The 24,227-nt window shown below is 44.9% G+C and carries 41 protein-coding genes and 1 pseudogene; 19 read left to right on the top strand and 23 right to left on the bottom strand.

Annotation, left to right across the window (positions count from 1 at the left end; all coding sequences use genetic code 11):
* Positions 1-209: 209 nt before the first annotated feature.
* From D1B32_RS22460 to D1B32_RS22545, 16 genes are all read right to left on the bottom strand, one after another.
* Positions 210-1,100 carry an HNH endonuclease signature motif containing protein gene (locus D1B32_RS22460; protein WP_000735931.1) on the bottom strand — a complete coding sequence of 297 codons (891 nt, stop codon included), beginning with the start codon at positions 1,098-1,100 and terminating at the stop codon, positions 210-212.
* The gene (locus D1B32_RS22465) at positions 1,097-2,674 is read right to left on the bottom strand and encodes an AAA family ATPase (RefSeq protein WP_015979259.1); all 1,578 of its coding nucleotides are present in this window, start codon (positions 2,672-2,674) and stop codon (positions 1,097-1,099) included. The genes D1B32_RS22460 and D1B32_RS22465 overlap by 4 nt, the downstream gene beginning before the upstream one ends.
* Before the next feature lie 838 nt (positions 2,675-3,512).
* Entirely contained in the window at positions 3,513-4,583 is a 1,071-nt protein-coding gene (locus D1B32_RS22470; protein WP_000533640.1) for a tyrosine-type recombinase/integrase, read from the bottom strand.
* Complete coding sequence (locus D1B32_RS22475; RefSeq protein WP_002414258.1) at positions 4,561-4,779, bottom strand: excisionase; 219 nt, start codon at positions 4,777-4,779, stop codon at positions 4,561-4,563. Before D1B32_RS22475 ends, D1B32_RS22470 begins: the two co-directional genes overlap by 23 nt.
* Positions 4,780-5,074: 295 nt before the next feature.
* The gene (locus D1B32_RS22485) at positions 5,075-5,356 is read right to left on the bottom strand and encodes an Ea8.5 family phage-derived protein (RefSeq protein WP_000026224.1); all 282 of its coding nucleotides are present in this window, start codon (positions 5,354-5,356) and stop codon (positions 5,075-5,077) included.
* A 191-nt stretch (positions 5,357-5,547) separates the two neighbouring features.
* On the bottom strand, positions 5,548-6,096 hold the full coding sequence (locus tag D1B32_RS22490) for an ead/Ea22-like family protein (protein ID WP_001289873.1): 549 nt from the start codon (positions 6,094-6,096) through the stop codon (positions 5,548-5,550).
* Positions 6,093-6,314, bottom strand: coding sequence for a TraR/DksA family transcriptional regulator (locus D1B32_RS22495; protein WP_000763367.1), 222 nt, complete (start codon positions 6,312-6,314; stop codon positions 6,093-6,095). Before D1B32_RS22495 ends, D1B32_RS22490 begins: the two co-directional genes overlap by 4 nt.
* 391 nt (positions 6,315-6,705) lie before the next feature.
* Positions 6,706-6,897: a DUF1382 family protein gene (locus D1B32_RS22505; protein WP_015979260.1), complete on the bottom strand. Its 192-nt coding sequence runs from the start codon at positions 6,895-6,897 to the stop codon at positions 6,706-6,708.
* Positions 6,870-7,052 carry a DUF1317 domain-containing protein gene (locus tag D1B32_RS22510; RefSeq protein ID WP_000149542.1) on the bottom strand — a complete coding sequence of 61 codons (183 nt, stop codon included), beginning with the start codon at positions 7,050-7,052 and terminating at the stop codon, positions 6,870-6,872. Before D1B32_RS22510 ends, D1B32_RS22505 begins: the two co-directional genes overlap by 28 nt.
* Entirely contained in the window at positions 7,049-7,729 is a 681-nt protein-coding gene (locus D1B32_RS22515) for a lambda exonuclease family protein (RefSeq protein WP_000186853.1), read from the bottom strand. The genes D1B32_RS22510 and D1B32_RS22515 overlap by 4 nt, the downstream gene beginning before the upstream one ends.
* A complete protein-coding gene (gene bet, locus D1B32_RS22520) occupies positions 7,726-8,511 on the bottom strand; it encodes a phage recombination protein Bet (RefSeq protein ID WP_000100844.1) in 786 nt (261 codons plus the stop codon). The genes D1B32_RS22515 and bet overlap by 4 nt, the downstream gene beginning before the upstream one ends.
* A 5-nt stretch (positions 8,512-8,516) precedes the next feature.
* Positions 8,517-8,813 carry a host-nuclease inhibitor Gam family protein gene (locus D1B32_RS22525; RefSeq protein WP_000995451.1) on the bottom strand — a complete coding sequence of 99 codons (297 nt, stop codon included), beginning with the start codon at positions 8,811-8,813 and terminating at the stop codon, positions 8,517-8,519.
* Between the two features lie 74 nt (positions 8,814-8,887).
* Positions 8,888-9,031 (bottom strand): host cell division inhibitory peptide Kil, encoded by a 144-nt coding sequence (kil, locus tag D1B32_RS23610; RefSeq protein WP_000372937.1) that lies wholly within the window; start codon positions 9,029-9,031, stop codon positions 8,888-8,890.
* Positions 9,000-9,164, bottom strand: a complete 165-nt coding sequence (locus D1B32_RS23615; protein ID WP_001198861.1) for a protease FtsH-inhibitory lysogeny factor CIII — start codon at positions 9,162-9,164, stop codon at positions 9,000-9,002. The genes kil and D1B32_RS23615 overlap by 32 nt, the downstream gene beginning before the upstream one ends.
* A gap of 72 nt (positions 9,165-9,236) precedes the next feature.
* Positions 9,237-9,605, bottom strand: a complete 369-nt coding sequence (locus D1B32_RS22540) for a DUF2528 family protein (RefSeq protein WP_000065374.1) — start codon at positions 9,603-9,605, stop codon at positions 9,237-9,239.
* A gap of 182 nt (positions 9,606-9,787) precedes the next feature.
* On the bottom strand, positions 9,788-9,988 hold the full coding sequence (locus D1B32_RS22545) for an antirestriction Ral family protein (protein ID WP_000213975.1): 201 nt from the start codon (positions 9,986-9,988) through the stop codon (positions 9,788-9,790).
* Positions 9,989-10,260: 272 nt separating this feature from the next.
* Here D1B32_RS22545 and D1B32_RS22550 point away from each other — a divergent pair, with 272 nt between their 5' ends.
* Positions 10,261-10,737 (top strand): superinfection exclusion B family protein, encoded by a 477-nt coding sequence (locus D1B32_RS22550; protein ID WP_137545608.1) that lies wholly within the window; start codon positions 10,261-10,263, stop codon positions 10,735-10,737.
* Here the strand turns inward: D1B32_RS22550 and D1B32_RS22555 are convergent, their stop codons facing one another.
* The 4 genes from D1B32_RS22555 to D1B32_RS22570 form a co-directional block, all read right to left on the bottom strand.
* Positions 10,738-11,061: an antitermination protein N gene (locus D1B32_RS22555; RefSeq protein ID WP_001564525.1), complete on the bottom strand. Its 324-nt coding sequence runs from the start codon at positions 11,059-11,061 to the stop codon at positions 10,738-10,740.
* Between the two features lie 464 nt (positions 11,062-11,525).
* Entirely contained in the window at positions 11,526-11,945 is a 420-nt protein-coding gene (locus tag D1B32_RS22560) for a protein rexB (RefSeq protein ID WP_002969635.1), read from the bottom strand.
* Between the two features lie 30 nt (positions 11,946-11,975).
* Positions 11,976-12,815, bottom strand: a complete 840-nt coding sequence (locus D1B32_RS22565) for a RexA family antiphage protein (RefSeq protein ID WP_000788349.1) — start codon at positions 12,813-12,815, stop codon at positions 11,976-11,978.
* Positions 12,816-12,927: 112 nt separating this feature from the next.
* Positions 12,928-13,641, bottom strand: coding sequence for a LexA family protein (locus tag D1B32_RS22570; protein ID WP_000104864.1), 714 nt, complete (start codon positions 13,639-13,641; stop codon positions 12,928-12,930).
* Positions 13,642-13,741: 100 nt separating this feature from the next.
* On the opposite strand from D1B32_RS22570, the gene D1B32_RS22575 reads away from it, so the two are divergent.
* The 17 genes and pseudogenes from D1B32_RS22575 (at position 13,742) to rzpD (ending at position 22,128) form a co-directional block, all read left to right on the top strand.
* Positions 13,742-13,942: a Cro/CI family transcriptional regulator gene (locus tag D1B32_RS22575; protein WP_000437875.1), complete on the top strand. Its 201-nt coding sequence runs from the start codon at positions 13,742-13,744 to the stop codon at positions 13,940-13,942.
* Positions 13,943-14,060: 118 nt separating this feature from the next.
* A complete protein-coding gene (locus D1B32_RS22580) occupies positions 14,061-14,354 on the top strand; it encodes a CII family transcriptional regulator (protein WP_000251069.1) in 294 nt (97 codons plus the stop codon).
* A 32-nt stretch (positions 14,355-14,386) separates the two neighbouring features.
* On the top strand, positions 14,387-15,286 hold the full coding sequence (locus D1B32_RS22585) for a replication protein (protein WP_000185505.1): 900 nt from the start codon (positions 14,387-14,389) through the stop codon (positions 15,284-15,286).
* The gene (locus tag D1B32_RS22590; RefSeq protein WP_000788910.1) at positions 15,283-15,984 is read left to right on the top strand and encodes a replication protein P; all 702 of its coding nucleotides are present in this window, start codon (positions 15,283-15,285) and stop codon (positions 15,982-15,984) included. Before D1B32_RS22585 ends, D1B32_RS22590 begins: the two co-directional genes overlap by 4 nt.
* Positions 15,981-16,271 (top strand): protein ren, encoded by a 291-nt coding sequence (locus D1B32_RS22595; protein ID WP_000145933.1) that lies wholly within the window; start codon positions 15,981-15,983, stop codon positions 16,269-16,271. Before D1B32_RS22590 ends, D1B32_RS22595 begins: the two co-directional genes overlap by 4 nt.
* Positions 16,272-16,344: 73 nt before the next feature.
* The gene (locus D1B32_RS22600) at positions 16,345-16,785 is read left to right on the top strand and encodes a recombination protein NinB (protein ID WP_000736903.1); all 441 of its coding nucleotides are present in this window, start codon (positions 16,345-16,347) and stop codon (positions 16,783-16,785) included.
* The gene (locus D1B32_RS22605; protein WP_000611491.1) at positions 16,782-17,654 is read left to right on the top strand and encodes a phosphoadenosine phosphosulfate reductase domain-containing protein; all 873 of its coding nucleotides are present in this window, start codon (positions 16,782-16,784) and stop codon (positions 17,652-17,654) included. Before D1B32_RS22600 ends, D1B32_RS22605 begins: the two co-directional genes overlap by 4 nt.
* A complete protein-coding gene (gene ninD / locus D1B32_RS22610; protein ID WP_223368622.1) occupies positions 17,654-17,824 on the top strand; it encodes a protein NinD in 171 nt (56 codons plus the stop codon). The genes D1B32_RS22605 and ninD overlap by 1 nt, the downstream gene beginning before the upstream one ends.
* Complete coding sequence (locus D1B32_RS22615; RefSeq protein ID WP_000113775.1) at positions 17,791-17,973, top strand: NinE family protein; 183 nt, start codon at positions 17,791-17,793, stop codon at positions 17,971-17,973. Before ninD ends, D1B32_RS22615 begins: the two co-directional genes overlap by 34 nt.
* Entirely contained in the window at positions 17,970-18,140 is a 171-nt protein-coding gene (locus D1B32_RS22620; protein ID WP_000566997.1) for a protein NinF, read from the top strand. The genes D1B32_RS22615 and D1B32_RS22620 overlap by 4 nt, the downstream gene beginning before the upstream one ends.
* Positions 18,133-18,744: a recombination protein NinG gene (locus D1B32_RS22625; protein ID WP_001108044.1), complete on the top strand. Its 612-nt coding sequence runs from the start codon at positions 18,133-18,135 to the stop codon at positions 18,742-18,744. Before D1B32_RS22620 ends, D1B32_RS22625 begins: the two co-directional genes overlap by 8 nt.
* A 26-nt stretch (positions 18,745-18,770) precedes the next feature.
* Entirely contained in the window at positions 18,771-18,947 is a 177-nt protein-coding gene (locus D1B32_RS22630; protein ID WP_095463760.1) for a protein ninH, read from the top strand.
* Positions 18,925-19,590 (top strand): serine/threonine protein phosphatase, encoded by a 666-nt coding sequence (locus tag D1B32_RS22635; protein WP_001271136.1) that lies wholly within the window; start codon positions 18,925-18,927, stop codon positions 19,588-19,590. The genes D1B32_RS22630 and D1B32_RS22635 overlap by 23 nt, the downstream gene beginning before the upstream one ends.
* A complete protein-coding gene (locus D1B32_RS22640; protein WP_001235459.1) occupies positions 19,587-20,210 on the top strand; it encodes an antitermination protein Q in 624 nt (207 codons plus the stop codon). The genes D1B32_RS22635 and D1B32_RS22640 overlap by 4 nt, the downstream gene beginning before the upstream one ends.
* 682 nt (positions 20,211-20,892) lie before the next feature.
* A pseudogene (locus D1B32_RS24380) lies at positions 20,893-21,210 on the top strand (phage holin, lambda family).
* A complete protein-coding gene (locus D1B32_RS22655; protein WP_000229403.1) occupies positions 21,194-21,670 on the top strand; it encodes a glycoside hydrolase family 24 protein in 477 nt (158 codons plus the stop codon). The pseudogene D1B32_RS24380 and the gene D1B32_RS22655 overlap by 17 nt, the downstream one beginning before the upstream one ends.
* Complete coding sequence (rzpD, locus tag D1B32_RS22660; protein ID WP_000092275.1) at positions 21,667-22,128, top strand: prophage endopeptidase RzpD; 462 nt, start codon at positions 21,667-21,669, stop codon at positions 22,126-22,128. Before D1B32_RS22655 ends, rzpD begins: the two co-directional genes overlap by 4 nt.
* Before the next feature lie 31 nt (positions 22,129-22,159).
* On the opposite strand, the gene bor is transcribed toward rzpD, so the two are convergent.
* Positions 22,160-22,453, bottom strand: a complete 294-nt coding sequence (gene bor / locus D1B32_RS22665) for a serum resistance lipoprotein Bor (RefSeq protein ID WP_000738492.1) — start codon at positions 22,451-22,453, stop codon at positions 22,160-22,162.
* A 289-nt stretch (positions 22,454-22,742) separates the two neighbouring features.
* Positions 22,743-23,153 (bottom strand): DUF1398 domain-containing protein, encoded by a 411-nt coding sequence (locus D1B32_RS22670; protein ID WP_012775990.1) that lies wholly within the window; start codon positions 23,151-23,153, stop codon positions 22,743-22,745.
* Positions 23,154-23,438: 285 nt separating this feature from the next.
* On the opposite strand from D1B32_RS22670, the gene ybcW reads away from it, so the two are divergent.
* The gene (ybcW, locus tag D1B32_RS22680; protein ID WP_001031427.1) at positions 23,439-23,645 is read left to right on the top strand and encodes a protein YbcW; all 207 of its coding nucleotides are present in this window, start codon (positions 23,439-23,441) and stop codon (positions 23,643-23,645) included.
* A 164-nt stretch (positions 23,646-23,809) separates the two neighbouring features.
* Here the strand turns inward: ybcW and D1B32_RS22685 are convergent, their stop codons facing one another.
* Positions 23,810-24,004: a YlcI/YnfO family protein gene (locus D1B32_RS22685; protein WP_001421937.1), complete on the bottom strand. Its 195-nt coding sequence runs from the start codon at positions 24,002-24,004 to the stop codon at positions 23,810-23,812.
* Between the last annotated feature and the right edge of the window lie 223 nt (positions 24,005-24,227).

Genomic DNA, 24,227 nt, shown 5'->3' on the forward strand with positions numbered 1-24,227 from the left:
TCCCCAGTCAGTCGCCACTGTCCCTAGGACTGCTATGTGCCGGAGCGGACATTACAAACGTCCTTCTCGGTGCATGCCACTGTTGCCAATGACCTGCCTAGGAATTGGTTAGCAAGTTACTACCGGATTTTGTAAAAACAGCCCTCCTCATATAAAAAGTATTCGTTCACTTCCGATAAGCGTCGTAATTTTCTATCTTTCATCATATTCTAGATCCCTCTGAAAAAATCTTCCGAGTTTGCTAGGCACTGATACATAACTCTTTTCCAATAATTGGGGAAGTCATTCAAATCTATAATAGGTTTCAGATTTGCTTCAATAAATTCTGACTGTAGCTGCTGAAACGTTGCGGTTGAACTATATTTCCTTATAACTTTTACGAAAGAGTTTCTTTGAGTAATCACTTCACTCAAGTGCTTCCCTGCCTCCAAACGATACCTGTTAGCAATATTTAATAGCTTGAAATGATGAAGAGCTCTGTGTTTGTCTTCCTGCCTCCAGTTCGCCGGGCATTCAACATAAAAACTGATAGCACCCGGAGTTCCGGAAACGAAATTTGCATATACCCATTGCTCACGAAAAAAAATGTCCTTGTCGATATAGGGATGAATCGCTTGGTGTACCTCATCTACTGCGAAAACTTGACCTTTCTCTCCCATATTGCAGTCGCGGCACGATGGAACTAAATTAATAGGCATCACCGAAAATTCAGGATAATGTGCAATAGGAAGAAAATGATCTATATTTTTTGTCTGTCCTATATCACCACAAAATGGACATTTTTCACCTGATGAAACAAGCATGTCATCGTAATATGTTCTAGCGGGTTTGTTTTTATCTCGGAGATTATTTTCATAAAGCTTTTCTAATTTAACCTTTGTCAGGTTACCAACTACTAAGGTTGTAGGCTCAAGAGGGTGTGTCCTGTCGTAGGTAAATAACTGACCTGTCGAGCTTAATATTCTATATTGTTGTTCTTTCTGCAAAAAAGTGGGGAAGTGAGTAATGAAATTATTTCTAACATTTATCTGCATCATACCTTCCGAGCATTTATTAAGCATTTCGCTATAAGTTCTCGCTGGAAGAGGTAGTTTTTTCATTGTACTTTACCTTCATCTCTGTTCATTATCATCGCTTTTAAAACGGTTCGACCTTCTAATCCTATCTGACCATTATAATTTTTTAGAATGGTTTCATAAGAAAGCTCTGAATCAACGGACTGCGATAATAAGTGGTGGTATCCAGAATTTGTCACTTCAAGTAAAAACACCTCACGAGTTAAAACACCTAAGTTCTCACCGAATGTCTCAATATCCGGACGGATAATATTTATTGCTTCTCTTGACCGTAGGACTTTCCACATGCAGGATTTTGGAACCTCTTGCAGTACTACTGGGGAATGAGTTGCAATTATTGCTACACCATTGCGTGCATCGAGTAAGTCGCTTAATGTTCGTAAAAAAGCAGAGAGCAAAGGTGGATGCAGATGAACCTCTGGTTCATCGAATAAAACTAATGACTTTTCGCCAACGACATCTACTAATCTTGTGATAGTAAATAAAACAATTGCATGTCCAGAGCTCATTCGAAGCAGATATTTCTGGATATTGTCATAAAACAATTTAGTGAATTTATCATCGTCCACTTGAATCTGTGGTTCATTACGTCTTAACTCTTCATATTTAGAAATGAGGCTGATGAGTTCCATATTTGAAAAGTTTTCATCACTACTTAGTTTTTTGATAGCTTCAAGCCAGAGTTGTCTTTTTCTATCTACTCTCATACAACCAATAAATGCTGAAATGAATTCTAAGCGGAGATCGCCTAGTGATTTTAAACTATTGCTGGCAGCATTCTTGAGTCCAATATAAAAGTATTGTGTACCTTTTGCTGGGTCAGGTTGTTCTTTAGGAGGAGTAAAAGGATCAAATGCACTAAACGAAACTGAAACAAGCGATCGAAAATATCCCTTTGGGATTCTTGACTCGATAAGTCTATTATTTTCAGAGAAAAAATATTCATTGTTTTCTGGGTTGGTGATTGCACCAATCATTCCATTCAAAATTGTTGTTTTACCACACCCATTCCGCCCGATAAAAGCATGAATGTTCGTGCTGGGCATAGAATTAACCGTCACCTCAAAAGGTATAGTTAAATCACTGAATCCGGGAGCACTTTTTCTATTAAATGAAAAGTGGAAATCTGACAATTCTGGCAAACCATTTAACACACGTGCGAACTGTCCATGAATTTCTGAAAGAGTTACCCCTCTAAGTAATGAGGTGTTAAGGACGCTTTCATTTTCAATGTCGGCTAATCGATTTGGCCATACTACTAAATCCTGAATAGCTTTAAGAAGGTTATGTTTAAAACCATCGCTTAATTTGCTGAGATTAACATAGTAGTCAATGCTTTCACCTAAGGAAAAAAACATTTCAGGGAGTTGACTGAATTTTTTATCTATTAATGAATAAGTGCTTACTTCTTCTTTTTGACCTACAAAACCAATTTTAACATTTCCGATATCGCATTTTTCACCATGCTCATCAAAGACAGTAAGATAAAACATTGTAACAAAGGAATAGTCATTCCAACCATCTGCTCGTAGGAATGCCTTATTTTTTTCTACTGCAGGAATATACCCGCCTCTTTCAATAACACTAAACTCCAACATATAGTAACCCTTAATTTTATTAAAATAACCGCAATTTATTTGGCGGCAACACAGGATCTCTCTTTTAAGTTACTCTCTATTACATACGTTTTCCATCTAAAAATTAGTAGTATTGAACTTAACGGGGCATCGTATTGTAGTTTTCCATATTTAGCTTTCTGCTTCCTTTTGGATAACCCACTGTTATTCATGTTGCATGGTGCACTGTTTATACCAACGATATAGTCTATTAATGCATATATAGTATCGCCGAACGATTAGCTCTTCAGGCTTCTGAAGAAGCGTTTCAAGTACTAATAAGCCGATAGATAGCCACGGACTTCGTAGCCATTTTTCATAAGTGTTAACTTCCGCTCCTCGCTCATAACAGACATTCACTACAGTTATGGCGGAAAGGTATGCATGCTGGGTGTGGGGAAGTCGTGAAAGAAAAGAAGTCAGCTGCGTCGTTTGACATCACTGCTATCTTCTTACTGGTTATGCAGGTCGTAGTGGGTGGCACACAAAGCTTTGCACTGGATTGCGAGGCTTTGTGCTTCTCTGGAGTGCGACAGGTTTGATGACAAAAAATTAGCGCAAGAAGACAAAAATCACCTTGCGCTAATGCTCTGTTACAGGTCACTAATACCATCTAAGTAGTTGATTCATAGTGACTGCATATGTTGTGTTTTACAGTATTATGTAGTCTGTTTTTTATGCAAAATCTAATTTAATATATTGATATTTATATCATTTTACGTTTCTCGTTCAGCTTTTTTATACTAAGTTGGCATTATAAAAAAGCATTGCTTATCAATTTGTTGCAACGAACAGGTCACTATCAGTCAAAATAAAATCATTATTTGATTTCAATTTTGTCCCACTCCCTGCCTCTGTCATCACGATACTGTGATGCCATGGTGTCCGACTTATGCCCGAGAAGATGTTGAGCAAACTTATCGCTTATCTGCTTCTCATAGAGTCTTGCAGACAAACTGCGCAACTCGTGAAAGGTAGGCGGATCCCCTTCGAAGGAAAGACCTGATGCTTTTCGTGCGCGCATAAAATACCTTGATACTGTGCCGGATGAAAGCGGTTCGCGACGAGTAGATGCAATTATGGTTTCTCCGCCAAGAATCTCTTTGCATTTATCAAGTGTTTCCTTCATTGATATTCCGAGAGCATCAATATGCAATGCTGTTGGGATGGCAATTTTTACGCCTGTTTTGCTTTGCTCGACATAAAGATATCCATCTACGATATCAGACCACTTCATTTCGCATAAATCACCAACTCGTTGCCCGGTAACAACAGCCAGTTCCATTGCAAGTCTGAGCCAACATGGTGATGATTCTGCTGCTTGATAAATTTTCAGGTATTCGTCAGCCGTAAGTCTTGATCTCCTTACCTCTGATTTTGCTGCGCGAGTGGCAGCGACATGGTTTGTTGTTATATGGCCTTCAGCTATTGCCTCTCGGAATGCATCGCTCAGTGTTGATCTGATTAACTTGGCTGACGCCGCCTTGCCCTCGTCTATGTATCCATTGAGCATTGCCGCAATTTCTTTTGTGGTGATGTCTTCAAGTGGAGCATCAGGCAGACCCCTCCTTATTGCTTTAATTTTGCTCATGTAATTTATGAGTGTCTTCTGCTTGATTCCTCTGCTGGCCAGGATTTTTTCGTAGCGATCAAGCCATGAATGTAACGTAACGGAATTATCACTGTTGATTCTCGCTGTCAGAGGCTTGTGTTTGTGTCCTGAAAATAACTCAATGTTGGCCTGTATAGCTTCAGTGATTGCGATTCGCCTGTCTCTGCCTAATCCAAACTCTTTACCCGTCCTTGGGTCCCTGTAGCAGTAATATCCATTGTTTCTTATATAAAGGTTAGGGGGTAAATCCCGGCGCTCATGACTTCGCCTTCTTCCCATTTCTGATCCTCTTCAAAAGGCCACCTGTTACTGGTCGATTTAAGTCAACCTTTACCGCTGATTCGTGGAACAGATACTCTCTTCCATCCTTAACCGGAGGTGGGAATATCCTGCATTCCCGAACCCATCGACGAACTGTTTCAAGGCTTCTTGGACGTCGCTGGCGTGCGTTCCACTCCTGAAGTGTCAAGTACATCGCAAAGTCTCCGCAATTACACGCAAGAAAAAACCGCCATCAGGCGGCTTGGTGTTCTTTCAGTTCTTCAATTCGAATATTGGTTACGTCTGCATGTGCTATCTGCGCCCATATCATCCAGTGGTCGTAGCAGTCGTTGATGTTCTCCGCTTCGATAACTCTGTTGAATGGCTCTCCATTCCATTCTCCTGTGACTCGGAAGTGCATTTATCATCTCCATAAAACAAAACCCGCCGTAGCGAGTTCAGATAAAATAAATCCCCGCGAGTGCGAGGATTGTTATGTAATATTGGGTTTAATCATCTATATGTTTTGTACAGAGAGGGCAAGTATCGTTTCCACCGTACTCGTGATAATAATTTTGCACGGTATCAGTCATTTCTCGCACATTGCAGAATGGGGATTTGTCTTCATTAGACTTATAAACCTTCATGGAATATTTGTATGCCGACTCTATATCTATACCTTCATCTACATAAACACCTTCGTGATGTCTGCATGGAGACAAGACACCGGATCTGCACAACATTGATAACGCCCAATCTTTTTGCTCAGACTCTAACTCATTGATACTCATTTATAAACTCCTTGCAATGTATGTCGTTTCAGCTAAACGGTATCAGCAATGTTTATGTAAAGAAACAGTAAGATAATACTCAACCCGATGTTTGAGTACGGTCATCATCTGACACTACAGACTCTGGCATCGCTGTGAAGACGACGCGAAATTCAGCATTTTCACAAGCGTTATCTTTTACAAAACCGATCTCACTCTCCTTTGATGCGAATGCCAGCGTCAGACATCATATGCAGATACTCACCTGCATCCTGAACCCATTGACCTCCAACCCCGTAATAGCGATGCGTAATGATGTCGATAGTTACTAACGGGTCTTGTTCGATTAACTGCCGCAGAAACTCTTCCAGGTCACCAGTGCAGTGCTTGATAACAGGAGTCTTCCCAGGATGGCGAACAACAAGAAACTGGTTTCCGTCTTCACGGACTTCGTTGCTTTCCAGTTTAGCAATACGCTTACTCCCATCCGAGATAACACCTTCGTAATACTCACGCTGCTCGTTGAGTTTTGATTTTGCTGTTTCAAGCTCAACACGCAGTTTCCCTACTGTTAGCGCAATATCCTCGTTCTCCTGGTCGCGGCGTTTGATGTATTGCTGGTTTCTTTCCCGTTCATCCAGCAGTTCCAGCACAATCGATGGTGTTACCAATTCATGGAAAAGGTCTGCGTCAAATCCCCAGTCGTCATGCATTGCCTGCTCTGCCGCTTCACGCAGTGCCTGAGAGTTAATTTCGCTCACTTCGAACCTCTCTGTTTACTGATAAGTTCCAGATCCTCCTGGCAACTTGCACAAGTCCGACAACCCTGAACGACCAGGCGTCTTCGTTCATCTATCGGATCGCCACACTCACAACAATGAGTGGCAGATATAGCCTGGTGGTTCAGGCGGCGCATTTTTATTGCTGTGTTGCGCTGTAATTCTTCTATTTCTGATGCTGAATCAATGATGTCTGCCATCTTTCATTAATCCCTGAACTGTTGGTTAATACGCTTGAGGGTGAATGCGAATAATAAAAAAGGAGCCTGTAGCTCCCTGATGATTTTGCTTTTCATGTTCATCGTTCCTTAAAGACGCCGTTTAACATGCCGATTGCCAGGCTTAAATGAGTCGGTGTGAATCCCATCAGCGTTACCGTTTCGCGGTGCTTCTTCAGTACGCTACGGCAAATGTCATCGACGTTTTTATCCGGAAACTGCTGTCTGGCTTTTTTTGATTTCAGAATTAGCCTGACGGGCAATGCTGCGAAGGGCGTTTTCCTGCTGAGGTGTCATTGAACAAGTCCCATGTCGGCAAGCATAAGCACACAGAATATGAAGCCCGCTGCCAGAAAAATGCATTCCGTGGTTGTCATACCTGGTTTCTCTCATCTGCTTCTGCTTTCGCCACCATCATTTCCAGCTTTTGTGAAAGGGATGCGGCTAACGTATGAAATTCTTCGTCTGTTTCTACTGGTATTGGCACAAACCTGATTCCAATTTGAGCAAGGCTATGTGCCATCTCGATACTCGTTCTTAACTCAACAGAAGATGCTTTGTGCATACAGCCCCTCGTTTATTATTTATCTCCTCAGCCAGCCGCTGTGCTTTCAGTGGATTTCGGATAACAGAAAGGCCGGGAAATACCCAGCCTCGCTTTGTAACGGAGTAGACGAAAGTGATTGCGCCTACCCGGATATTATCGTGAGGATGCGTCATCGCCATTGCTCCCCAAATACAAAACCAATTTCAGCCAGTGCCTCGTCCATTTTTTCGATGAACTCCGGCACGATCTCGTCAAAACTCGCCATGTACTTTTCATCCCGCTCAATCACGACATAATGCAGGCCTTCACGCTTCATACGCGGGTCATAGTTGGCAAAGTACCAGGCATTTTTTCGCGTCACCCACATGCTGTACTGCACCTGGGCCATGTAAGCTGACTTTATGGCCTCGAAACCACCGAGCCGGAACTTCATGAAATCCCGGGAGGTAAACGGGCATTTCAGTTCAAGGCCGTTGCCGTCACTGCATAAACCATCGGGAGAGCAGGCGGTACGCATACTTTCGTCGCGATAGATGATCGGGGATTCAGTAACATTCACGCCGGAAGTGAATTCAAACAGGGTTCTGGCGTCGTTCTCGTACTGTTTTCCCCAGGCCAGTGCTTTAGCGTTAACTTCCGGAGCCACACCGGTGCAAACCTCAGCAAGCAGGGTGTGGAAGTAGGACATTTTCATGTCAGGCCACTTCTTTCCGGAGCGGGGTTTTGCTATCACGTTGTGAACTTCTGAAGCGGTGATGACGCCGAGCCGTAATTTGTGCCACGCATCATCCCCCTGTTCGACAGCTCTCACATCGATCCCGGTACGCTGCAGGATAATGTCCGGTGTCATGCTGCCACCTTCTGCTCTGCGGCTTTCTGTTTCAGGAATCCAAGAGCTTTTACTGCTTCGGCCTGTGTCAGTTCTGACGATGCACGAATGTCGCGGCGAAATATCTGGGAACAGAGCGGCAATAAGTCGTCATCCCATGTTTTATCCAGGGCGATCAGCAGAGTGTTAATCTCCTGCATGGTTTCATCGTTAACCGGAGTGATGTCGCGTTCCGGCTGACGTTCTGCAGTGTATGCAGTATTTTCGACAATGCGCTCGGCTTCATCCTTGTCATAGATACCAGCAAATCCGAAGGCCAGACGGGCACACTGAATCATGGCTTTATGACGTAACATCCGTTTGGGATGCGACTGCCACGGCCCCGTGATTTCTCTGCCTTCGCGAGTTTTGAATGGTTCGCGGCGGCATTCATCCATCCATTCGGTAACGCAGATCGGATGATTACGGTCCTTGCGGTAAATCCGGCATGTACAGGATTCATTGTCCTGCTCAAAGTCCATGCCATCAAACTGCTGGTTTTCATTGATGATGCGGGACCAGCCATCAACGCCCACCACCGGAACGATGCCATTCTGCTTATCAGGAAAGGCGTAAATTTCTTTCGTCCACGGATTAAGGCCGTACTGGTTGGCAACGATCAGTAATGCGATGAACTGCGCATCGCTGGCATCACCTTTAAATGCCGTCTGGCGAAGAGTGGTGATCAGTTCCTGTGGGTCGACAGAATCCATGCCGACACGTTCAGCCAGCTTCCCAGCCAGCGTTGCGAGTGCAGTACTCATTCGTTTTATACCTCTGAATCAATATCAACCTGGTGGTGAGCAATGGTTTCAACCATGTACCGGATGTGTTCTGCCATGCGCTCCTGAAACTCAACATCGTCATCAAACGCACGGGTAATGGATTTTTTGCTGGCCCCGTGGCGTTGCAAATGATCGATGCATAGCGATTCAAACAGGTGCTGGGGCAGGCCTTTTTCCATGTCGTCTGCCAGTTCTGCCTCTTTCTCTTCACGGGCGAGCTGCTGGTAGTGACGCGCCCAGCTCTGAGCCTCAAGACGATCCTGAATGTAATAAGCGTTCATGGCTGAACTCCTGAAATAGCTGTGAAAATATCGCCCGCGAAATGCCGGGCTGATTAGGAAAACAGGAAAGGGGGTTAGTGAATGCTTTTGCTTGATCTCAGTTTCAGTATTAATATCCATTTTTTATAAGCGTCGACGGCTTCACGAAACATCTTTTCATCGCCAATAAAAGTGGCGATAGTGAATTTAGTCTGGATAGCCATAAGTGTTTGATCCATTCTTTGGGACTCCTGGCTGATTAAGTATGTCGATAAGGCGTTTCCATCCGTCACGTAATTTACGGGTGATTCGTTCAAGTAAAGATTCGGAAGGGCAGCCAGCAACAGGCCACCCTGCAATGGCATATTGCATGGTGTGCTCCTTATTTATACATAACGAAAAACGCCTCGAGTGAAGCGTTATTGGTATGCGGTAAAACCGCACTCAGGCGGCCTTGATAGTCATATCATCTGAATCAAATATTCCTGATGTATCGATATCGGTAATTCTTATTCCTTCGCTACCATCCATTGGAGGCCATCCTTCCTGACCATTTCCATCATTCCAGTCGAACTCACACACAACACCATATGCATTTAAGTCGCTTGAAATTGCTATAAGCAGAGCATGTTGCGCCAGCATGATTAATACAGCATTTAATACAGAGCCGTGTTTATTGAGTCGGTATTCAGAGTCTGACCAGAAATTATTAATCTGGTGAAGTTTTTCCTCTGTCATTACGTCATGGTCGATTTCAATTTCTATTGATGCTTTCCAGTCGTAATCAATGATGTATTTTTTGATGTTTGACATCTGTTCATATCCTCACAGATAAAAAATCGCCCTCACACTGGAGGGCAAAGAAGATTTCCAATAATCAGAACAAGTCGGCTCCTGTTTAGTTACGAGCGACATTGCTCCGTGTATTCACTCGTTGGAATGAATACACAGTGCAGTGTTTATTCTGTTATTTATGCCAAAAATAAAGGCCACTATCAGGCAGCTTTGTTGTTCTGTTTACCAAGTTCTCTGGCAATCATTGCCGTCGTTCGTATTGCCCATTTATCGACATATTTCCCATCTTCCATTACAGGAAACATTTCTTCAGGCTTAACCATGCATTCCGATTGCAGCTTGCATCCATTGCATCGCTTGAATTGTCCACACCATTGATTTTTATCAATAGTCGTAGTCATACGGATAGTCCTGGTATTGTTCCATCACATCCTGAGGATGCTCTTCGAACTCTTCAAATTCTTCTTCCATATATCACCTTAAATAGTGGATTGCGGTAGTAAAGATTGTGCCTGTCTTTTAACCACATCAGGCTCGGTGGTTCTCGTGTACCCCTACAGCGAGAAATCGGATAAACTATTACAACCCCTACAGTTTGATGAGTATAGAAATGGATCCACTCGTTATTCTCGGACGAGTGTTCAGTAATGAACCTCTGGAGAGAACCATGTATATGATCGTTATCTGGGTTGGACTTCTGCTTTTAAGCCCAGATAACTGGCCTGAATATGTTAATGAGAGAATCGGTATTCCTCATGTGTGGCATGTTTTCGTCTTTGCTCTTGCATTTTCGCTAGCAATTAATGTGCATCGATTATCAGCTATTGCCAGCGCCAGATATAAGCGATTTAAGCTAAGAAAACGCATTAAGATGCAAAACGATAAAGTGCGATCAGTAATTCAAAACCTTACAGAAGAGCAATCTATGGTTTTGTGCGCAGCCCTTAATGAAGGCAGGAAGTATGTGGTTACATCAAAACAATTCCCATACATTAGTGAGTTGATTGAGCTTGGTGTGTTGAACAAAACTTTTTCCCGATGGAATGGAAAGCATATATTATTCCCTATTGAGGATATTTACTGGACTGAATTAGTTGCCAGCTATGATCCATATAATATTGAGATAAAGCCAAGGCCAATATCTAAGTAACTAGATAAGAGGAATCGATTTTCCCTTAATTTTCTGGCGTCCACTGCATGTTATGCCGCGTTCGCCAGGCTTGCTGTACCATGTGCGCTGATTCTTGCGCTCAATACGTTGCAGGTTGCTTTCAATCTGTTTGTGGTATTCAGCCAGCACTGTAAGGTCTATCGGATTTAGTGCGCTTTCTACTCGTGATTTCGGTTTGCGATTCAGCGAGAGAATAGGGCGGTTAACTGGTTTTGCGCTTACCCCAACCAACAGGGGATTTGCTGCTTTCCATTGAGCCTGTTTCTCTGCGCGACGTTCGCGGCGGCGTGTTTGTGCATCCATCTGGATTCTCCTGTCAGTTAGCTTTGGTGGTGTGTGGCAGTTGTAGTCCTGAACGAAAACCCCCCGCGATTGGCACATTGGCAGCTAATCCGGAATCGCACTTACGGCCAATGCTTCGTTTCGTATCACACACCCCAAAGCCTTCTGCTTTGAATGCTGCCCTTCTTCAGGGCTTAATTTTTAAGAGCGTCACCTTCATGGTGGTCAGTGCGTCCTGCTGATGTGCTCAGTATCACCGCCAGTGGTATTTATGTCAACACCGCCAGAGATAATTTATCACCGCAGATGGTTATCTGTATGTTTTTTATATGAATTTATTTTTTGCAGGGGGGCATTGTTTGGTAGGTGAGAGATCTGAATTGCTATGTTTAGTGAGTTGTATCTATTTATTTTTCAATAAATACAATTGGTTATGTGTTTTGGGGGCGATCGTGAGGCAAAGAAAACCCGGCGCTGAGGCCGGGTTATTCTTGTTCTCTGGTCAAATTATATAGTTGGAAAACAAGGATGCATATATGAATGAACGATGCAGAGGCAATGCCGATGGCGATAGTGGGTATCATGTAGCCGCTTATGCTGGAAAGAAGCAATAACCCGCAGAAAAACAAAGCTCCAAGCTCAACAAAACTAAGGGCATAGACAATAACTACCGATGTCATATACCCATACTCTCTAATCTTGGCCAGTCGGCGCGTTCTGCTTCCGATTAGAAACGTCAAGGCAGCAATCAGGATTGCAATCATGGTTCCTGCATATGATGACAATGTCGCCCCAAGACCATCTCTATGAGCTGAAAAAGAAACACCAGGAATGTAGTGGCGGAAAAGGAGATAGCAAATGCTTACGATAACGTAAGGAATTATTACTATGTAAACACCAGGCATGATTCTGTTCCGCATAATTACTCCTGATAATTAATCCTTAACTTTGCCCACCTGCCTTTTAAAACATTCCAGTATATCACTTTTCATTCTTGCGTAGCAATATGCCATCTCTTCAGCTATCTCAGCATTGGTGACCTTGTTCAGAGGCGCTGAGAGATGGCCTTTTTCTGATAGATAATGTTCTGTTAAAATATCTCCGGCCTCATCTTTTGCCCGCAGGCTAATGTCTGAAAATTGAGGTGACGGGTTAAAAATAATATCCTTGGCAACCTTTTTTATATCCCTTTTAAATTTTGGCTTAATGACTATATCCAATGAGTCAAAAAGCTCCCCTTCAATATCTGTTGCCCCTAAGACCTTTAATATATCGCCAAATACAGGTAGCTTGGCTTCTACCTTCACCGTTGTTCGGCCGATGAAATGCATATGCATAACATCGTCTTTGGTGGTTCCCCTCATCAGTGGCTCTATCTGAACGCGCTCTCCACTGCTTAATGACATTCCTTTCCCGATTAAAAAATCTGTCAGATCGGATGTGGTCGGCCCGAAAACAGTTCTGGCAAAACCAATGGTGTCGCCTTCAACAAACAAAAAAGATGGGAATCCCAATGATTCGTCATCTGCGAGGCTGTTCTTAATATCTTCAACTGAAGCTTTAGAGCGATTTATCTTCTGAACCAGACTCTTGTCATTTGTTTTGGTAAAGAGAAAAGTTTTTCCATCGATTTTATGAATATACAAATAATTGGAGCCAACCTGCAGGTGATGATTATCAGCCAGCAGAGAATTAAGGAAAACAGACAGGTTTATTGAGCGCTTATCTTTCCCTTTATTTTTGCTGCGGTAAGTCGCATAAAAACCATTCTTCATAATTCAATCCATTTACTATGTTATGTTCTGAGGGGAGTGAAAATTCCCCTAATTCGATGAAGATTCTTGCTCAATTGTTATCAGCTATGCGCCGACCAGAACACCTTGCCGATCAGCCAAACGTCTCTTCAGGCCACTGACTAGCGATAACTTTCCCCACAACGGAACAACTCTCATTGCATGGGATCATTGGGTACTGTGGGTTTAGTGGTTGTAAAAACACCTGACCGCTATCCCTGATCAGTTTCTTGAAGGTAAACTCATCACCCCCAAGTCTGGCTATGCAGAAATCACCTGGCTCAACAGCCTGCTCAGGGTCAACGAGAATTAACATTCCGTCAGGAAAGCTTGGCTTGGAGCCTGTTGGTGCGGTCATGGAATTACCTTCAACCTCAAGCCAGAATGCAGAATCACTGGCTTTTTTGGTTGTGCTTACCCATCTCTCCGCATCACCTTTGGTAAAGGTTCTAAGCTTAGGTGAGAACATCCCTGCCTGAACATGAGAAAAAACAGGGTACTCATACTCACTTCTAAGTGACGGCTGCATACTAACCGCTTCATACATCTCGTAGATTTCTCTGGCGATTGAAGGGCTAAATTCTTCAACGCTAACTTTGAGAATTTTTGTAAGCAATGCGGCGTTATAAGCATTTAATGCATTGATGCCATTAAATAAAGCACCAACGCCTGACTGCCCCATCCCCATCTTGTCTGCGACAGATTCCTGGGATAAGCCAAGTTCATTTTTCTTTTTTTCATAAATTGCTTTAAGGCGACGTGCGTCCTCAAGCTGCTCTTGTGTTAATGGTTTCTTTTTTGTGCTCATACGTTAAATCTATCACCGCAAGGGATAAATATCTAACACCGTGCGTGTTGACTATTTTACCTCTGGCGGTGATAATGGTTGCATGTACTAAGGAGGTTGTATGGAACAACGCATAACCCTGAAAGATTATGCAATGCGCTTTGGGCAAACCAAGACAGCTAAAGATCTCGGCGTATATCAAAGCGCGATCAACAAGGCCATTCATGCAGGCCGAAAGATTTTTTTAACTATAAACGCTGATGGAAGCGTTTATGCGGAAGAGGTAAAGCCCTTCCCGAGTAACAAAAAAACAACAGCATAAATAACCCCGCTCTTACACATTCCAGCCCTGAAAAAGGGCATCAAATTAAACCACACCTATGGTGTATGCATTTATTTGCATACATTCAATCAATTGTTATCTAAGGAAATACTTACATATGGTTCGTGCAAACAAACGCAACGAGGCTCTACGAATCGAGAGTGCGTTGCTTAACAAAATCGCAATGCTTGGAACTGAGAAGACAGCGGAAGCTGTGGGCGTTGATAAGTCGCAGATCAGCAGGTGGAAGAGGGACTGGATTCCAAAGTTCTCAATGCTGCTTGCTGTTCTTGAATGGGGGGTCGTTGACGACGACATGGCTCGATTGGCGCGACAAGTTGCTGCGATTCTCACCAATAAAAAACGCCCGGCGGCAACCGAGCGTTCTGAACAAATCCAGATGGAGTTCTGAGGTCATTACTGGATCTATCAACAGGAGTCATTATGACAAATACAGCAAAAATACTCAACTTCGGCAGAGGTAACTTTGCCGGACAGGAGCGTAATGTGGCAGATCTCGATGATGGTTACGCCAGACTATCAAATATGCTGCTTGAGGCTTATTCGGGCGCAGATCTGACCAAGCGACAGTTTAAAGTGCTGCTTGCCATTCTGCGTAAAACCTATGGGTGGAATAAACCAATGGACAGAATCACCGATTCTCAACTTAGCGAGATTACAAAGTTACCTGTCAAACGGTGCAATGAAGCCAAGTTAGAACTCGTCAGAATGAATATTATCAAGCAGCAAGGCGGCATGTTTGGACCAAATAAAAACATCTCAGAATGGTGCATCCCTCAAAACGAGGGAAAATCCCCTAAAACGAGGGATAAAACATCCCTCAAATTGGGGGATTGCTATCCCTCAAAACAGGGGGACACAAAAGACACTATTACAAAAGAAAAAAGAAAAGATTATTCGTCAGAGAATTCTGGCGAATCCTCTGACCAGCCAGAAAACGACCTTTCTGTGGTGAAACCGGATGCTGCAATTCAGAGCGGCAGCAAGTGGGGGACAGCAGAAGACCTGACCGCCGCAGAGTGGATGTTTGACATGGTGAAGACTATCGCACCATCAGCCAGAAAACCGAATTTTGCTGGGTGGGCTAACGATATCCGCCTGATGCGTGAACGTGACGGACGTAACCACCGCGACATGTGTGTGCTGTTCCGCTGGGCATGCCAGGACAACTTCTGGTCCGGTAACGTGCTGAGCCCGGCCAAACTCCGCGATAAGTGGACCCAACTCGAAATCAACCGTAACAAGCAACAGGCAGGCGTGACAGCCAGCAAACCAAAACTCGACCTGACAAACACAGACTGGATTTACGGGGTGGATCTATGAAAAACATCGCCGCACAGATGGTTAACTTTGACCGTGAGCAGATGCGTCGGATCGCCAACAACATGCCGGAACAGTACGACGAAAAGCCGCAGGTACAGCAGGTAGCGCAGATCATCAACGGTGTGTTCAGCCAGTTACTGGCAACTTTCCCGGCGAGCCTGGCTAACCGTGACCAGAACGAAGTGAACGAAATCCGTCGCCAGTGGGTTCTGGCTTTTCGGGAAAACGGGATCACCACGATGGAACAGGTTAACGCAGGAATGCGCGTAGCCCGTCGGCAGAATCGACCATTTCTGCCATCACCCGGGCAGTTTGTTGCATGGTGCCGGGAAGAAGCATCCGTTACCGCCGGACTGCCAAACGTCAGCGAGCTGGTTGATATGGTTTACGAGTATTGCCGGAAGCGAGGCCTGTATCCGGATGCGGAGTCTTATCCGTGGAAATCAAACGCGCACTACTGGCTGGTTACCAACCTGTATCAGAACATGCGGGCCAATGCGCTTACTGATGCGGAATTACGCCGTAAGGCCGCAGATGAGCTTGTCCATATGACTGCGAGAATTAACCGTGGTGAGGCGATCCCTGAACCAGTAAAACAACTTCCTGTCATGGGCGGTAGACCTCTAAATCGTGCACAGGCTCTGGCGAAGATCGCAGAAATCAAAGCTAAGTTCGGACTGAAAGGAGCAAGTGTATGACGGGCAAAGAGGCAATTATTCATTACCTGGGGACGCATAATAGCTTCTGTGCGCCGGACGTTGCCGCGCTAACAGGCGCAACAGTAACCAGCATAAATCAGGCCGCGGCTAAAATGGCACGGGCAGGTCTTCTGGTTATCGAAGGTAAGGTCTGGCGAACGGTGTATTACCGGTTTGCTACCAGGGAAGAACGGGAAGGAAAGATGAGCACGAACCTGGTTTTTAAGGAGTGTCGCCAGAGTGCCGCGATGAAACGGGTATTGGCGGTATATGGAGTTAAAAGATGACCATCTACATTACTGAGCTAATAACAGGCCTGCTGGTAATCGCAGGCCTTTTTATTTGGGGGAGAGGGAAGTCATGAAAAAACTAACCTTTGAAATTCGATCTCCAGCACATCAGCAAAACGCTATTCACGCAGTACAGCAAATCCTTCCAGACCCAACCAAACCAATCGTAGTAACCATTCAGGAACGCAACCGCAGCTTAGACCAAAACAGGAAGCTATGGGCCTGCTTAGGTGACGTCTCTCGTCAGGTTGAATGGCATGGTCGCTGGCTGGATGCAGAAAGCTGGAAGTGTGTGTTTACCGCAGCATTAAAGCAGCAGGATGTTGTTCCTAACCTTGCCGGGAATGGCTTTGTGGTAATAGGCCAGTCAACCAGCAGGATGCGTGTAGGCGAATTTGCGGAGCTATTAGAGCTTATACAGGCATTCGGTACAGAGCGTGGCGTTAAGTGGTCAGACGAAGCGAGACTGGCTCTGGAGTGGAAAGCGAGATGGGGAGACAGGGCTGCATGATAAATGTCGTTAGTTTCTCCGGTGGCAGGACGTCAGCATATTTGCTCTGGCTAATGGAGCAAAAGCGACGGGCAGGTAAAGACGTGCATTACGTTTTCATGGATACAGGTTGTGAACATCCAATGACATATCGGTTTGTCAGGGAAGTTGTGAAGTTCTGGGATATACCGCTCACCGTATTGCAGGTTGATATCAACCCGGAGCTTGGACAGCCAAATGGTTATACGGTATGGGAACCAAAGGATATTCAGACGCGAATGCCTGTTCTGAAGCCATTTATCGATATGGTAAAGAAATATGGCACTCCATACGTCGGCGGCGCGTTCTGCACTGACAGATTAAAACTCGTTCCCTTCACCAAATACTGTGATGACCATTTCGGGCGAGGGAATTACACCACGTGGATTGGCATCAGAGCTGATGAACCGAAGCGGCTAAAGCCAAAGCCTGGAATCAGATATCTTGCTGAACTGTCAGACTTTGAGAAGGAAGATATCCTCGCATGGTGGAAGCAACAACCATTCGATTTGCAAATACCGGAACATCTCGGTAACTGCATATTCTGCATTAAAAAATCAACGCAAAAAATCGGACTTGCCTGCAAAGATGAGGAGGGATTGCAGCGTGTTTTTAATGAGGTCATCACGGGATCCCATGTGCGTGACGGACATCGGGAAACGCCAAAGGAGATTATGTACCGAGGAAGAATGTCGCTGGACGGTATCGCGAAAATGTATTCAGAAAATGATTATCAAGCCCTGTATCAGGACATGGTACGAGCTAAAAGATTCGATACCGGCTCTTGTTCTGAGTCATGCGAAATATTTGGAGGGCAGCTTGATTTCGACTTCGGGAGGGAAGCTGCATGATGCGATGTTATCGGTGCGGTGAATGCAAAGAAGATAACCGCTTCCGACCAAATCAACCTTACTGGAATCGATGGTGTCTCCGGTGTGAAAGAACACCAACAGGGGTGTTACCACTACCGCAGGAAAAGGAGGACGTGTGGCGAGACAGCGACGAAGTATCACCGACATAATCTGCGAAAACTGCAAATACCTTCCAACGAAACGCACCAGAAATAAACCCAAGCCAATCCCAAAAGAATCTGACGTAAAAACCTTCAACTACACGGCTCACCTGTGGGATATCCGGTGGCTAAGACGTCGTGCGAGGAAAACAAGGTGATTGACCAAAATCGAAGTTACGAACAAGAAAGCGTCGAGCGAGCTTTAACGTGCGCTAACTGCGGTCAGAAGCTGCATGTGCTGGAAGTTCACGTGTGTGAGCACTGCTGCGCAGAACTGATGAGCGATCCGAATAGCTCGATGCACGAGGAAGAAGATGATGGCTAAACCAGCGCGAAGACGATGTAAAAACGATGAATGCCGGGAATGGTTTCACCCTGCATTCGCTAATCAGTGGTGGTGCTCTCCAGAGTGTGGAACCAAGATAGCACTCGAACGACGAAGTAAAGAACGCGAAAAAGCGGAAAAAGCAGCAGAGAAGAAACGACGACGAGAGGAGCAGAAACAGAAAGATAAACTTAAGATTCGAAAACTCGCCTTAAAGCCCCGCAGTTACTGGATTAAACAAGCCCAACAAGCCGTAAACGCCTTCATCAGAGAAAGAGACCGCGACTTACCATGTATCTCGTGCGGAACGCTCACGTCTGCTCAGTGGGATGCCGGACATTACCGGACAACTGCTGCGGCACCTCAACTCCGATTTAATGAACGCAATATTCACAAGCAATGCGTGGTGTGCAACCAGCACAAAAGCGGAAATCTCGTTCCGTATCGCGTCGAACTGATTAGCCGCATCGGGCAGGAAGCAGTAGACGAAATCGAATCAAACCATAACCGCCATCGCTGGACTATCGAAGAGTGCAAGGCGATCAAGGCAGAGTACCAACAGAAACTCAAAGACCTGCGAAATAGCAGAAGTGAGGCCGCATGACGTTCTCAGTAAAAACCATTCCAGACATGCTCGTTGAAACATACGGAAATCAGACAGAAGTAGCACGCAGACTGAAATGTAGTCGCGGTACGGTCAGAAAATACGTTGATGATAAAGACGGGAAAATGCACGCCATCGTCAACGACGTTCTCATGGTTCATCGCGGATGGAGTGAAAGAGATGCGCTATTACGAAAAAATTGATGGCAGCAAATACCGAAATATTTGGGTAGTTGGCGATCTGCACGGATGCTACACGAACCTGATGAACAAACTGGATACGATTGGATTCGACAACAAAAAAGACCTGCTTATCTCGGTGGGCGATTTGGTTGATCGTGGTGCAGAGAACGTTGAATGCCTGGAATTAATCACATTCCCCTGGTTCAGAGCTGTACGTGGAAACCATGAGCAAATGATGATTGATGGCTTATCAGAGCGTGGAAACGTTAATCACTGGCTGCTTAATGGCGGTGGCTGGTTCTTTAATCTCGATTACGACAAAGAAATTCTGGCTAAAGCTCTTGCCCATAAAGCAGATGAACTTCCGTTAATCATCGAACTGGTGAGCAAAGATAAAAAATATGTTATCTGCCACGCCGATTATCCCTTTGACGAATACGAGTTTGGAAAGCCAGTTGATCATCAGCAGGTAATCTGGAACCGCGAACGAATCAGCAACTCACAAAACGGGATCGTGAAAGAAATCAAAGGCGCGGACACGTTCATCTTTGGTCATACGCCAGCAGTGAAACCACTCAAGTTTGCCAACCAAATGTATATCGATACCGGCGCAGTGTTCTGCGGAAACCTAACATTGATTCAGGTACAGGGAGAAGGCGCATGAGACTCGAAAGCGTAGCTAAATTTCATTCGCCAAAAAGCCCGATGATGAGCGACTCACCACGGGCCACGGCTTCTGACTCTCTTTCCGGTACTGATGTGATGGCTGCTATGGGGATGGCGCAATCACAAGCCGGATTCGGTATGGCTGCATTCTGCGGTAAGCACGAACTCAGCCAGAACGACAAACAAAAGGCTATCAACTATCTGATGCAATTTGCACACAAGGTATCGGGGAAATACCGTGGTGTGGCAAAGCTTGAAGGAAATACTAAGGCAAAGGTACTGCAAGTGCTCGCAACATTCGCTTATGCGGATTATTGCCGTAGTGCCGCGACGCCGGGGGCAAGATGCAGAGATTGCCATGGTACAGGCCGTGCGGTTGATATTGCCAAAACAGAGCTGTGGGGGAGAGTTGTCGAGAAAGAGTGCGGAAGATGCAAAGGCGTCGGCTATTCAAGGATGCCAGCAAGCGCAGCATATCGCGCTGTGACGATGCTAATCCCAAACCTTACCCAACCCACCTGGTCACGCACTGTTAAGCCGCTGTATGACGCTCTGGTGGTGCAATGCCACAAAGAAGAGTCAATCGCAGACAACATTTTGAATGCGGTCACACGTTAGCAGCATGATTGCCACGGATGGCAACATATTAACGGCATGATATTGACTTATTGAATAAAATTGGGTAAATTTGACTCAACGATGGGTTAATTCGCTCGTTGTGGTAGTGAGATGAAAAGAGGCGGCGCTTACTACCGATTCCGCCTAGTTGGTCACTTCGACGTATCGTCTGGAACTCCAACCATCGCAGGCAGAGAGGTCTGCAAAATGCAATCCCGAAACAGTTCGCAGGTAATAGTTAGAGCCTGCATAACGGTTTCGGGATTTTTTATATCTGCACAACAGGTAAGAGCATTGAGTCGATAATCGTGAAGAGTCGGCGAGCCTGGTTAGCCAGTGCTCTTTCCGTTGTGCTGAATTAAGCGAATACCGGAAGCAGAACCGGATCACCAAATGCGTACAGGCGTCATCGCCGCCCAGCAACAGCACAACCCAAACTGAGCCGTAGCCACTGTCTGTCCTGAATTCATTAGTAATAGTTACGCTGCGGCCTTTTACACATGACCTTCGTGAAAGCGGGTGGCAGGAGGTCGCGCTAACAACCTCCTGCCGTTTTGCCCGTGCATATCGGTCACGAACAAATCTGATTACTAAACACAGTAGCCTGGATTTGTTCTATCAGTAATCGACCTTATTCCTAATTAAATAGAGCAAATCCCCTTATTGGGGGTAAGACATGAAGATGCCAGAAAAACATGACCTGTTGGCCGCCATTCTCGCGGCAAAGGAACAAGGCATCGGGGCAATCCTTGCGTTTGCAATGGCGTACCTTCGCGGCAGATATAATGGCGGTGCGTTTACAAAAACAGTAATCGACGCAACGATGTGCGCCATTATCGCCTAGTTCATTCGTGACCTTCTCGACTTCGCCGGACTAAGTAGCAATCTCGCTTATATAACGAGCGTGTTTATCGGCTACATCGGTACTGACTCGATTGGTTCGCTTATCAAACGCTTCGCTGCTAAAAAAGCCGGAGTAGAAGATGGTAGAAATCAATAATCAACGTAAGGCGTTCCTCGATATGCTGGCGTGGTCGGAGGGAACTGATAACGGACGTCAGAAAACCAGAAATCATGGTTATGACGTCATTGTAGGCGGAGAGCTATTTACTGATTACTCCGATCACCCTCGCAAACTTGTCACGCTAAACCCAAAACTCAAATCAACAGGCGCCGGACGCTACCAGCTTCTTTCCCGTTGGTGGGATGCCTACCGCAAGCAGCTTGGCCTGAAAGACTTCTCTCCGAAAAGTCAGGACGCTGTGGCATTGCAGCAGATTAAGGAGCGTGGCGCTTTACCTATGATTGATCGTGGTGATATCCGTCAGGCAATCGACCGTTGCAGCAATATCTGGGCTTCACTGCCGGGCGCTGGTTATGGTCAGTTCGAGCATAAGGCTGACAGCCTGATTGCAAAATTCAAAGAAGCGGGCGGAACGGTCAGAGAGATTGATGTATGAGCAGAGTCACCGCGATTATCTCCGCTCTGGTTATCTGCATCATCGTCTGCCTGTCATGGGCTGTTAATCATTACCGTGATAACGCCATTACCTACAAAGCCCAGCGCGACAAAAATGCCAGAGAACTGAAGCTGGCGAACGCGGCAATTACTGACATGCAGATGCGTCAGCGTGATGTTGCTGCGCTCGATGCAAAATACACGAAGGAGTTAGCTGATGCTAAAGCTGAAAATGATGCTCTGCGTGATGATGTTGCCGCTGGTCGTCGTCGGTTGCACATCAAAGCAGTCTGTCAGTCAGTGCGTGAAGCCACCACCGCCTCCGGCGTGGATAATGCAGCCTCCCCCCGACTGGCAGACACCGCTGAACGGGATTATTTCACCCTCAGAGAGAGGCTGATCACTATGCAAAAACAACTGGAAGGAACCCAGAAGTATATTAATGAGCAGTGCAGATAGAGTTGCCCATATCGATGGGCAACTCATGCAATTATTGTGAGCAATACACACGCGCTTCCAGCGGAGTATAAATGCCTAAAGTAATAAAACCGAGCAATCCATTTACGAATGTTTGCTGGGTTTCTGTTTTAACAACATTTTCTGCGCCGCCACAAATTTTGGCTGCATCGACAGTTTTCTTCTGCCCAATTCCAGAAACGAAGAAATGATGGGTGATGGTTTCCTTTGGTGCTACTGCTGCCGGTTTGTTTTGAACAGTAAACGTCTGTTGAGCACATCCTGTAATAAGCAGGGCCAGCGCAGTAGCGAGTAGCATTTTTTTCATGGTGTTATTCCCGATGCTTTTTGAAGTTCGCAGAATCGTATGTGTAGAAAATTAAACAAACCCTAAACAATGAGTTGAAATTTCATATTGTTAATATTTATTAATGTATGTCAGGTGCGATGAATCGTCATTGTATTCCCGGATTAACTATGTCCACAGCCCTGACGGGGAACTTCTCTGCGGGAGTGTCCGGGAATAATTAAAACGATGCACACAGGGTTTAGCGCGTACACGTATTGCATTATGCCAACGCCCCGGTGCTGACACGGAAGAAACCGGACGTTATGATTTAGCGTGGAAAGATTTGTGTAGTGTTCTGAATGCTCTCAGTAAATAGTAATGAATTATCAAAGGTATAGTAATATCTTTTATGTTCATGGATATTTGTAACCCATCGGAAAACTCCTGCTTTAGCAAGATTTTCCCTGTATTGCTGAAATGTGATTTCTCTTGATTTCAACCTATCATAGGACGTTTCTATAAGATGCGTGTTTCTTGAGAATTTAACATTTACAACCTTTTTAAGTCCTTTTATTAACACGGTGTTATCGTTTTCTAACACGATGTGAATATTATCTGTGGCTAGATAGTAAATATAATGTGAGACGTTGTGACGTTTTAGTTCAGAATAAAACAATTCACAGTCTAAATCTTTTCGCACTTGATCGAATATTTCTTTAAAAATGGCAACCTGAGCCATTGGTAAAACCTTCCATGTGATACGAGGGCGCGTAGTTTGCATTATCGTTTTTATCGTTTCAATCTGGTCTGACCTCCTTGTGTTTTGTTGATGATTTATGTCAAATATTAGGAATGTTTTCACTTAATAGTATTGGTTGCGTAACAAAGTGCGGTCCTGCTGGCATTCTGGAGGGAAATACAACCGACAGATGTATGTAAGGCCAACGTGCTCAAATCTTCATACAGAAAGATTTGAAGTAATATTTTAACCGCTAGATGAAGAGCAAGCGCATGGAGCGACAAAATGAATAAAGAACAATCTGCTGATGATCCCTCCGTGGATCTGATTCGTGTAAAAAATATGCTTAATAGCACCATTTCTATGAGTTACCCTGATGTTGTAATTGCATGTATAGAACATAAGGTGTCTCTGGAAGCATTCAGAGCAATTGAGGCAGCGTTGGTGAAGCACGATAATAATATGAAGGATTATTCCCTGGTGGTTGACTGATCACCATAACTGCTAATCATTCAAACTATTTAGTCTGTGACAGAGCCAACACGCAGTCTGTCACTGTCAGGAAAGTGGTAAAACTGCAACTCAATTACTGCAATGCCCTCGTAATTAAGTGAATTTACAATATCGTCCTGTTCGGAGGGAAGAACGCGGGATGTTCATTCTTCATCACTTTTAATTGATGTATATGCTCTCTTTTCTGACGTTAGTCTCCGACGGCAGGCTTCAATGACCCAGGCTGAGAAATTCCCGGACCCTTTTTGCTCAAGAGCGATGTTAATTTGTTCAATCATTTGGTTAGGAAAGCGGATGTTGCGGGTTGTTGTTCTGCGGGTTCTGTTCTTCGTTGACATGAGGTTGCCCCGTATTCAGTGTCGCTGATTTGTATTGTCTGAAGTTGTTTTTACGTTAAGTTGATGCAGATCAATTAATACGATACCTGCGTCATAATTGATTATTTGACGTGGTTTGATGGCCTCCACGCACGTTGTGATATGTAGATGATAATCATTATCACTTTACGGGTCCTTTCCGGTGATCCGACAGGTTACGGGGCGGCGACCTACTGACGCGATC

This window comes from Oceanobacillus profundus (genome assembly GCF_003515705.1).
Classification (GTDB): Bacteria; Bacillota; Bacilli; order Bacillales; family Amphibacillaceae; genus Oceanobacillus; species Oceanobacillus profundus.